Source organism: Pseudomonas sp. URIL14HWK12:I6 (assembly GCF_000514195.1).
GTDB classification, from domain to species: Bacteria; Pseudomonadota; Gammaproteobacteria; order Pseudomonadales; family Pseudomonadaceae; genus Aquipseudomonas; species Aquipseudomonas putida_A.
The window spans coordinates 267300-277861 of the sequence record NZ_AZVL01000009.1; the positions used below are offsets into that span (position 1 = coordinate 267300).

The 10562-nt window shown below is 51.6% G+C and carries 8 protein-coding genes and 1 pseudogene; 7 read left to right on the top strand and 2 right to left on the bottom strand.

The window, feature by feature from the left end:
- Positions 1 to 31: 31 nt before the first annotated feature.
- Together H043_RS0114510 and H043_RS0114515 are read left to right on the top strand one after the other, a co-directional pair.
- On the top strand, positions 32 to 466 hold the full coding sequence (locus H043_RS0114510) for a DoxX family protein (RefSeq protein ID WP_007964771.1): 435 nt from the start codon (positions 32 to 34) through the stop codon (positions 464 to 466).
- 248 nt (positions 467 to 714) lie between these two features.
- Entirely contained in the window at positions 715 to 1023 is a 309-nt protein-coding gene (locus tag H043_RS0114515) for a hypothetical protein (protein ID WP_003226820.1), read from the top strand.
- A gap of 5 nt (positions 1024 to 1028) precedes the next feature.
- Here the strand turns inward: H043_RS0114515 and H043_RS29140 are convergent.
- Positions 1029 to 1352, bottom strand: a pseudogene (locus tag H043_RS29140) (GreA/GreB family elongation factor); the annotation flags it as partial.
- Between the two features lie 143 nt (positions 1353 to 1495).
- On the opposite strand from H043_RS29140, the gene gmtY reads away from it, so the two are divergent.
- From gmtY to gmtX, 3 genes are read left to right on the top strand one after another with little or no spacing between them, the layout of a single operon-like run.
- Positions 1496 to 2857 (top strand): gamma-mobile-trio recombinase GmtY, encoded by a 1362-nt coding sequence (gene gmtY, locus H043_RS0114525; protein ID WP_027612462.1) that lies wholly within the window; start codon positions 1496 to 1498, stop codon positions 2855 to 2857.
- Positions 2847 to 8069, top strand: a complete 5223-nt coding sequence (locus H043_RS29145; RefSeq protein ID WP_049827885.1) for a VPA1269 family protein — start codon at positions 2847 to 2849, stop codon at positions 8067 to 8069. Before gmtY ends, H043_RS29145 begins: the two co-directional genes overlap by 11 nt.
- Positions 8066 to 8668: a gamma-mobile-trio protein GmtX gene (gene gmtX / locus H043_RS0114535; RefSeq protein WP_256214215.1), complete on the top strand. Its 603-nt coding sequence runs from the start codon at positions 8066 to 8068 to the stop codon at positions 8666 to 8668. The genes H043_RS29145 and gmtX overlap by 4 nt, the downstream gene beginning before the upstream one ends.
- A gap of 277 nt (positions 8669 to 8945) precedes the next feature.
- Here gmtX and H043_RS0114540 read toward each other — a convergent pair whose 3' ends face one another.
- Entirely contained in the window at positions 8946 to 9467 is a 522-nt protein-coding gene (locus H043_RS0114540; RefSeq protein ID WP_256214216.1) for a transcriptional regulator, read from the bottom strand.
- 124 nt (positions 9468 to 9591) lie between these two features.
- On the opposite strand from H043_RS0114540, the gene H043_RS0114545 reads away from it, so the two are divergent.
- Complete coding sequence (locus H043_RS0114545) at positions 9592 to 9996, top strand: hypothetical protein (RefSeq protein ID WP_027612465.1); 405 nt, start codon at positions 9592 to 9594, stop codon at positions 9994 to 9996.
- A 40-nt stretch (positions 9997 to 10036) separates the two neighbouring features.
- Positions 10037 to 10483, top strand: coding sequence for a hypothetical protein (locus tag H043_RS0114550; protein WP_027612466.1), 447 nt, complete (start codon positions 10037 to 10039; stop codon positions 10481 to 10483).
- Positions 10484 to 10562 lie beyond the last annotated feature (79 nt).

Consider the following 10562-nt stretch of genomic DNA (forward strand, 5'->3'; position numbering starts at 1 on the left):
AACACACTTCTCGCAAAACAAGGAATGCCCCATGAGCTCTCTGATCAACAAGGTTCTGTTCACCCGCGCCGGTTATGGCCTGACCATTCTGCGCATCGCGGTCGGCGTGATCTTCGCCGCCCACGGTTCGCAAAAGCTGTTTGGTCTGTTCGGTGGTTACGGTCTGGCGGGCACCGCGCAATACATGGACAGCATCGGCTTGCACCCGGGTTACCTGATGGCCACGCTGGCCGGCGGTACCGAGTTCTTCGCCGGTCTGGCGCTGATCATCGGCCTGCTGGTGCGCCCGGCAGCGCTGGGTCTGACCTTCCTGTCGCTGGTGGCGATCTTCACCGTACACATCAGCAACGGTCTGTTCATGGCCAACAACGGTTACGAGTTCGCTCTGGCGCTGCTCGGTGGCAGCCTCGCGGTGATGATCGAAGGCGCCGGCAAGCTGTCGGTGGATCGCGCCATCGCCGGTTGAGCGCTCTGGCTCAAGCAAAAGGCCCGCATTGTGCGGGCCTTTTTTGTTGCGGCCGATTCTTGACACTCATCGGTCACGTTATCTAGGATGTTGCTCATGCGCCGATTTAAACAGCTACTTGCGGGGCGCCAGGTGACTCAGACAGTTGCCGTCAGAAGCCGGAACAGGGCTTCGAAATACCGCTAAAGCGCTGGTTCGGTGTTGCCTCTCACCTGCCATGCAGACTTTTGAGGCAGAGACACGACACGATGAATGCACTACGCCCTCCAGCACGTCCCGCGCCGATCACGGCACATATCACCCAGCGCAACCCGAAAATCCTGCTTGGCGGTAAACATCAGCCAACGCTGTTGCGTTATCTCGATGGCTGGCCACGTCGCAGCGGCGGTCCTGCCGCGTTCCTGATCCAGTTCGTTGAAGACGGCGAGTCGCTGGCGCGGTTTGCCAGTGACAGTTTTGACCTGGCGGTGATTCAGGCACCGAGCGCTGAAGACGCGCCGGAAATGATCAAGCAACTGACCCGCGTTGCGCGGCAGGGTTTGATCACCCGCCGCTGAAACGCTCAGGGATATTCGATCGCCACGATATAGACAAACTGCTCACCGGTTGGCGTCTGTACCCGGACTTCGGCGTCCAGCGCCTTGCCGATCAAGGCGCGGGCCAGTGGTGAGTCGATGCTGATCAGACCCAGTTTCAGATCCAGTTCATCCGGGCCGACGATGCGGTAGCGTGATTGCTTGCCGTCTTCGTCCTCGATGGTGACCCAGGCGCCGAAGTAGACCTTGTTCGGATCGCTGGGTTTTTCGCTGACGACCTTCAGTGCTTCGAGACGCTTGGTGAGAAATCGCACGCGGCTGTCGATCTCGCGCAGCATTTTCTTGCCGTAGGTGTATTATAACCCCACCATGAAACATACTATTCAGTACGTGTTCTGTCTGATTCTCTCATCCGGTGGTCTCAGAAAAACGTTGATGTGTCAGAGGTTTATGTCATAGTACCCCATACTAAATACTAGATAGTACAAAGCACATGGCTTACGCGCTCAAGGTGAAGGTGAGGTATCGACACGACAACACTGGGCGTGTGCTCTTGCTTCCTGCCTTGTTGACTGAGAAGGGGTTGCTGCTTTCCCACCTTCGCTACCTTGCTAAGAACACTCGTAATGGGGCGTCGTGGAGGGAGCGGTCGACATTCGCGATCATGATTTTGATCAACTACATCAACGCGAATGAAGGGTTGTTCGACCAAGCAACAGAGCTTTTGGAAAGTTTTGATGGTGCATTGCGTTCTGGGACAATCAACCCCAATGATCTGAATGACCCCTCTGGCCTCTTTTGGCGCCCACGAAGGGCGGAGGACGCCGACTATCTTATATATCTCATTACGGACTACACCGACTGGCTTGCGCGGCAGCCGGAGTACGATACCGGTCGTGCGAATCCATTTCGACGCGCGACTAACGCTGAGCAGCGTTTGAACTGGTGTGCTTACTACCAAAAAAACGATAACGTTTTCCTAAATCATCTCCAGAAGGATGAAGATGCAATCAGGCGTAACAGCTTTGTTCGGGAGGTTGGAAGGCGGGGGCGTGAGCCAATAGTTTTAGAGGAAGTGAAGAAGTTTCCTGAAGCCAGCATCAGCTTACTGATCGATGAAGGTTTCATCCGTGCCGATCGTAAAGACCATCCCAACCCCAACATGCGAATAGATTACAAGGGGCGAGCTCTGACACTGCTGATGCATTACGGTGGTATCCGTAAAAGTGAGGCTTTTCACCTTTATCTCACTGACATTCACATTGATAAAAAACGACACGAAGCGGTGGTGCGAATCTATCACCCTTCCCAAGGCGCGTCCCCTGATAAGGGGTATAGGTCGCGCGAAGAGTATCTCGCCCAGCGCTTCCTTCGGATTCCGCGTAATCAGTATCCGCTTACCGAGCGCTTACATGCAGGGTGGAAAACCCCCGTACTCAGCTCTACGGAGAAGTTCTTCAAAGTCGAATTTTTCCCACCGCATAAAGCGACGGAGTTTTTGCATGCGTATCAGCATTATCTGATGTATCAGCGTGTGGAGCCCCAGAGCCATGACCACCCATATGCCTTTACCAATAGTACGGGGCAGCCTGAGACCATCAAGAACTTCCAGCGTCTTCATAAGGCTGCGGTCAACCGAATTGGTTTGGATCACAGGAAGTATCTGGGAACCACAGAACACGGCCATCGCCACGCGTATGGTTATAGGTTGGCTGACCACGGCTTCAATGGCGCTGATATCCAGAAAATGATGCGTCATCGTTCGCCTCATTCGCACCTTGTATACATCCAATCCACAAGTGAAGAATTTCGCGCGAAAATGATCGACCGAGTTGAGAAACGTAATGGGGTCTAAATTTTACAGCACGCTGGCTCTTGCTTCGGAGGCTACTCAAGCCCTAGGCATCCAGTCGATCCCGGATTACAACGCGCGACGTCATGAAGACCCGCAGTTACCCTCCAGGCCGGACGCGACCTATTCGCGGGAGTGGCAGGGATATCCCGATTTCTTTGGACGGGAAAAGTTAGCCAAACCAACGAGTGGACGTTTCTACGAAACGCTTGATCAGGCGTCTAGAGCATGCCAAGCCCTCGGTATCGAGTCTGCGGTGGAGTACGCGAGTCGCTACCGAGAGGATCCTCGGCTGCCGGCCAAGCCTTCCGATACTTACAAAATTGATTGGAAGGGGTTCCCGGACTTTTTTGGCCGTCCAAGCTCGGTCACTGCAGGCCTGTACAGGACGCTTGCACAGGCTGCCAGCGCAGCTAAGGCCCTAGGAATTCTAGGACAGACAGATTATCGCTCGCGATTTCGTGAAGACCCCAGGCTACCCTCGAACCCAAACATAACTTACAAGAACGAGTGGGAAGGGTTCCCTGATTTTCTCGGTCGTCCGAAGCTTGTTAGAGGAAGGAGCTCCAGCTTCTACAGTAGCCTCGCGCAAGCTGCCAGCGCAGTTCAACGCTTAGGAATTACATCCAATCTAGAGTATGTGCAGCGCTCGCGCGAAGATCCACAACTACCCTCTAAGCCAGAGCGCACCTACAAAGATGAATGGACGACCTATTCCGATTTCTTCGGACTGGCGCCTGCCAACTCTTGGTACTCGCTTGAGGACGCTTCCCGAGTTGTTCAGGCGAAGGGTATCCACACTGTCGCTATCTATCTCGACCGTCGCCATGAGGACGCACGCCTACCCTCCAATCCAAGTCAATTCTACAGAGACGAATGGAAGGGTTTTCCGGCCTTCTTCGGCCGTGACAAGCTGATCGCTCCACGTAATTTGTACGGTTTTGAAGAGGCGCGTAGTGCGGCTCAGGCTCTTGGTATTACGACAGTCTTGGATTATAGAGTCCGGTACCGCGAAGACCCATTGCTGCCTTCCCATCCTAGTGCAGCTTACCGAAAAGAATGGAAAGGATTCCCACATTTTCTGGGTACAGCGGACAAATATTACCTGACGATTGTGGAGGCCAAACGTGCGGTCAAAAGGCTCGGGGCAAACAGTCGGATTGAATATTTCAACGAGTACATGCGAGACCCTCGTTTGCCGTCTCATCCTGAGAGAGCATATGCGGCAGACTGGAAAGACTGGACTGACTTCCTTCCTGACATGTCTAGCAGGAATGGTAAATATAAAAATCTAGCAGAGGCTTCGGCCGCCGTCCGGAGGCTTGGCATAAGCACCCAGCGTGAATACGCTGAGCGTCGCCTTTTGGATGAGAAACTTCCGTACAGTCCTGCTACCTTTTACAAGGGCGAGTGGAGCGGGTGGGGAGATTTTACTGGTGTAGTGTATCGAGCTAAGCAAGAAGAATACTTCACCACGTTTGAATCGGCGCGCAAAGCTGCCCAAAAACTGAATGCTGTTAGTCGCCGTGATTATCGTGAAAAATGCGTCACCGATGCTCGGCTCCCACCATTTCCGAACAAGACATTTCCTTCGGCATGGAAGGGATGGAACGACTATCTGGGAACGGTAAGCTCGTCGGAAAAATACGCCACATACTTCGAGGCTCGTGAAGCGTGTCGTAAGCTGTCCTTTGGCAACAACACTAATTATGCGAAGAACTATAAGTCGCTGGATCCTAGACTTCCTGGTGCACCAGCAACGTTCTACGGGGAAGATTGGCAGGGCTGGGCGGACTATCTTGGTTCGAAACGAACTAAAGATGTCTACTCATTCGAGGAGGCAAGTAAACGAGTTGCGGAGCTTGGTATCAAAACCGGGAAGCAATATAGGACTGCCTACCGGGCAGACCCTATGCTCCCTTCACTGCCTGAGCGTGCCTACAAGGACTCATGGATAGGTTGGAAGGGCTTCCTATCGGGAGCCCCTGATAGTTTTTACCCCACTCCTGCACTGGTTATTAACGGCGCAGTGCGGCTGGGTATTAACTCATCGAAAGATTACGCTAAGCGCCGCCACCTAGACCCTCGGCTACCTGCAAACCCTGACATCGTCTACGATGCTCTGGGGCAGCTCGCTTTGCGTGTCGACGATGCAAAATATCTGACTGTCACGGAGGCTAGCGAGGCCTCAATACGCCATGGTTTTTTAACAAAAGAAGACTATCTCAAGGGTTATAAAATCGACCCTAAACTCCCAGCTATGCCACACCGTACGTACTCAAAAAATTGGAAAGTGTGGGGCTGGCAGCGTTACCTTGGCACGGAGATATATAGCATCGCGGACGCAGGTCGTGCCGCTCGTACTTTGGGTATTACTGGAGTCAGTGAGTATGCTCTGTTGCATCGGACGGATCCTGGCTTGCCTGGTGCGCCGGAGGTGTTCTTTGAGTCAACTTGGCAGGGCTGGAATGAATTTCTTTTACCCAAAAGCTGCGAGACACTAGCAGACGTAAAGTTCGCTGTGAAATGCTTGAAGATCAAGAACAGCCAAGAGTATCGAGAGCAGTACAAGAACTATTCATGCCTACCTTCTCATCCTGAACGTGTCTTCAGTGCAGAATGGGTAGACTGGTACGATTTATGCGACATTCCCGTACCTTACTCATATGAGGAGACACGTCAACTCGCGTTGGATCAGGACGTGAAGGGGAGTTCGGACTATAAGCGATTTCTTGCTAGTCAGAATGACCCCCGACTTCCCCGCGACCCGGCGACTGTCTACGAGGATGAATGGGAAAACTGGTTTTCATTCCTCAACAAGCCGGAACCCCTTAAGTCTCAATATATTCGTGCGCCCTATCTGCCCTGGCAAGAGTCCATTGACCAATTCATCAAGGGGGCTCGTGCTGGAGAAACTAAAGAATACAGTTTGTGCCGTTTCCTAAGGGATTACATCCAAAAGCACGAGCTTGGGTTTGCTCCAGAAGTTTTTTTTACTGCACCCAAGGTGGATCTTAATCTTTTCGAGGAGTTTCTATACGGCTTAACTCCAAACCATGGGCGTACTCTTTTGTCGGCAGTGAAGGAGTTTGCGGACTATACACTTAGGAAAAAGCTGACTTTTGAAGACGAGGAAACTGGCGAACGAGTGCTTGCTTCGAATGCTCGAAACCCGTTTGCAGCTCTTGTATATGAAGGCGACGACCCTGTTGGTAATGCCGGCGAGACAAACAAACCAGCACTTGCATATCAGTATGTACAAAACATGTGCAACTGGATTATCCCTGAGACTGCTCAAAACTTTAGAGATCTAGCTCATCTTCAGATTTTCGAGCCAGACTGGGTCGAGGTTGACCCATCAATCATTGACAAGACCGATCCAGACTGCGTTTTCAAGGAAGAACTTGGAAAAACGAAGTTATGGTTTCCTGCTCATTGGATGAATACATACGCGCTTGCTTCCGTGCCCGCGAGAGGAAAGCAGTTGGCGTACAACGATTCAGGAGAAGCTGACGAAAATATCCCTGAGGTAGTTGATGGGAAGATTGTATGGGTTCGTAATCAATCGTCGCTTGCGGGTATGACCGATAGCCAGGGATTTGTCAAAGCCTATCCCGATGGCCACATAGGGATGCACTTCACATCTAACAAGACTTCGATTCGTGGCGCAGCCTATGATGTTCCTTGGATGCCAGAAAAGCTCGCAATTTGGATGATACGCCTCCGTAATTGGCAATCTAAATATAACCCGATTACTAGAGTTATGCGTTGGTCAGACTGCGTTAGAACTGAGCTAAATGAAGCCCAGCGCCGCGCCAAAGGAGCGAATTGCTTTCTGTTTCGTAACTTTGGTGAGGAGGAAAGTACAAATTATTCTTATCGTCTGAAAGACCGATTGGCCGCTGCACTATTTCATAGTCAGGTCGGCGGTCTCGTGCTCGCAGAGTGCTCGGGTAATATTTCGTCGCTGACTTCATACAGCACCCCATACAGTCCTCATAGCATGCGCGTTAGTTTGATCACCGCGTACGTTATGGAATTTGGATTGTCGATTGACATCGTTATGAAGATTGCTGGGCATAGCAATATCATCATGAGTCTCTATTATGTGAAGCTAAATGCCGAGGGGTTGAGGGTAAAATTTGCAGAGGGCGAGAAGAGGGCTTTAGCTAATAAGGTCTACGCCGCAATTCATATGATCGAACAGAACAGGATTGATGAGATCAGGCACGAACTGATTCACAATAATGAAGAAGCCATAAAACGCTATTCGGGCAATGGTCATCCAGGTAGTTTTCTTTTCAGGGACTATGGCTTCTGTCCGTTTGCAGGTACGCGTTGTGGGGATGGGGGGCCGTTAATCGGCTCAACAAAGGTTCGAGAGCCTATCGCGGGCGGCTATCTTGGCATGCAGAATTGCCCACGCTGTCGGCATTTTGTAACGGGGCCGGTGTTTATCGGCGGCTTGCTGTCCTTAGCAAATGAAATCTCTTTGCAGGCGAACTTTCAGTTTGAACACATTGCTGAGCTTGAGGCGAAAAGCGCCGAAGCGTCAGTTAAAATCGACCTCTTCGACGACGAGGAATACGAAGCCAAGAAAGCAGGGAAAGAATTCAACACAGCAGACCGTACCCTGTTGGAAATGAAAGTTCGAAAATTACAGTCTGATCTGGAAAGTGCTTCGAAGAAGGCCGACCTTTTTCTCTGCGACATCCAGGCTGTTTCCCGGTTGATCAATCAAAGTCAGGCACTGTTGAATGAGCAAGTGGCGGTAAAAAACGGTACCAATCTCCCGCAGTTAATTGTACAGGGTGGGCACGAGCTCAGTGTCGCAATAGAGGAGTCTTCTAGGTACCACCTGCTGAGTGAGGTTTGTGAAAACGCTGAGATTTACGAATCCGCCTCAGCAGACCTTGCCTTGCCTATTCGTTCCCAAATGATTGATAAAATGATCGCTTTCAACAACATGATGCCCACGATGTATGCGCTAGATAAGCAACAGCAGCTGGTGATTGGCAACCAGTTGACGAGCTTCCTGCTCACGCGCGTTAAATCATGGGCGAAGGTGGATAGTTTGGTGACTGGGAAGCTACTGTTGAAAGACCTCGGTGAACAGGAATATATCGCTGCCACCGACATCCAGGCGATCTTGAGGGGACAGAAGCCAGCCATAGCCAGCGATGTGCCCATGACACTCGAAATGGAGGAGGCATGATGGATCCTAAGGCAATGCTGGAACACCTGAAGACGGTTGCTTCACCTCGCACTCACGGTACGCTAGAAGCCATTTACGAAGTCTGCAATGAGCAGGTCGAGCGTGGAATTTCAGATTTCAGCTTTACGACCATTGCTCGGCTAGGCGAGAAGCGAGGCGTCCCTAAGGCCCAAAGTATTCGAAATGCAACTGGCGTTCACTACCGCACGCTCATAGAGTCGTTCGTGGCGGCGGCACCAGCCAAGAAGGTTGGATATAAACAAGCCACGCCCGACGCATGGATTGATGAGCTTCCCACTGCACGGCATAGGCTTCTCGTCCAGATACTGCTCTCAGAGCTGGCAGAGGCCCGCCGTCTGGTGAAAGAGATCGTACCGCCAGGCCTAGAAATTTATGTCGATGATCGTAGGGCGCCAGCGGGTGCGTTTAAGTTGGACGATATCGAACGGCGTGCACTGGAGTACATCCTTTCAGAAGATTTCATCAAGAAGTGGAATTTTCGTAAAGGGGATAAAGGAGACGTACTTGACCAGGCTGGGGTGCGCGTATTGAAGCCGGGCACGGTTGACGCCATTGAGAAGGCACTTCGATATTTGTAGTTTTTCGCGATTTCGTTAGATGGGCGCTGAAATCGTCTCGCCGACTGAGATTTCATTTTACTCAGATGCTTTGCGTTGCTGCGCACGTCGAAGATTCTGGAAGAGTGGGAATTAGACACCGCCGTGACCGCTCGGATCTTGAGTCTGAATCCTTGCCTTCCGTTATGAGTAAGCATGATCAAGGGCCTAGAGAAATCTAGGCCGTTTTCGTTGCTCGCCAGGAACATGGCCTGGCTCGACAGGCGCACTCGGCCTGCGGCGTCCAGCCGAGATGTCTCTATGAATGCCAGTATCTATGGACAGTCGATTTCGCCAATCCAAGCCTTTCTGCAGCCTCTGCCTGACTAAAACCAGAGGCTTTGAGCTCCTTCACTGCATCAGCAGCTCTCGTGTTGCTTGGTTTCCCCTTAGAACGCTTCACCAGGGTCTTGCCAACGAACTGACTCTGAAGCAGCTCTTCACCACCTTCTGCTCTGAACTGATCAAGCTGGGCATTTGCTCGGTTAATGGTCGCCTCGAACGATTCGTCGTTATGTACTGCGACACATAATGCGAGAAGAGCGACGGCATCGAAGTCCAGAGCCTCAGAGAGCTCAGCCAGCTTGTTAAGGGTGATATTGCTCCCGCCTTGTTCAAGCTTGGCTATGTTCGCTTTGACGCTCACCTTGGCGAGGTCACCGTAATCCAAACCGCGCGTAGTCCGGATTGCCCTGACCACTCCGGCTATCTCTTTCTTGAGAGACATTATCTGCCCTAAAAAACGAGGATAGAGCCATAAGTCGGCAGTTCCGATAAACATCGTTTGGTGCTATTATCGGAACTGCGAGCGCGTATTCACGTTTGAGCAGTACCTAACGCTATAGAACAGATCGTTTGGGCACGTTGCGCACTGAACATATCAGATGAATTGACGGGGATTATTTTTGAGCTCAAACGACACTCTCAATCCCGAAGAGCTATTCGGTAGTTCAGGCCTTGTGTTGGCTGGATCACTAGATAGCCGAGAAACGCTGGCGCGAGATGTCAGTCAGCGTTTCCCTCTAAAGCCCTTCTGCCTTGTGGAGCAATGGACAATCTTCCGCGCCGACCTGACCCCTGGAGAGATCGCAAAGGTTCATGCTGCGAACCATCTTCCGCTCTTCGTGCATGCCCACAAAGTCGTCGAGGACAGTAGGGGCCGCTATCAGGCAGGAGACTGGGTTCGCTCCAGCATGTGCATCTCATTTGATGAAGAAGTCATGTTTGAGACTAAGAACACGGTCTACGTGTTGATGGGCCCCGGCCATGAACAACTCGCGAGTCTGAGGACGATTTTCTCCTTCTTCTAACAGTGCTCTCATCGGGCATCCAGAGACCTAAGGACACAAGATGTTCAGATCACACGACGCCGACATGGTCGGCATGCCGGGCATGTTTGGTGAGGGTCAGTACCAATGGCATCAGGTATCCAAGGTGCTTCGCACTCACTGGTATCACGTTACCATCCAGGTTAAGCACGAGGGGCGATTCACTGAAGCGGTTTTAATGGTCGACAGTGAACATCGACTGCAGCAAATCCTGATTGCCCAAGATGCTGAGACAATCATTACCGATGTTCAGGTAGTCACACCGGCGTATATGAATGGATCTGGCGGGTGGCGCATGGAGGCGCTGAGGAAAGTGACGCTTGGAGAGGACGAAAATGAGTGCCTTGTTTGCCTTCTAGAGATCGAAACGGGTTCCAAATATCACACATCTCACCAGCCAGGTTTCAGAAGCGATGCGCTGAATAACCTTCGCCCAATCTTTCTCTCAAGCATGATTCGATCAGCCTGAAATTTACCAAGAATCCCACACGATATCAGCGCGCCTGATTGCGTGTGCAATTCTTGATAACTCCATACAGACAGCAACT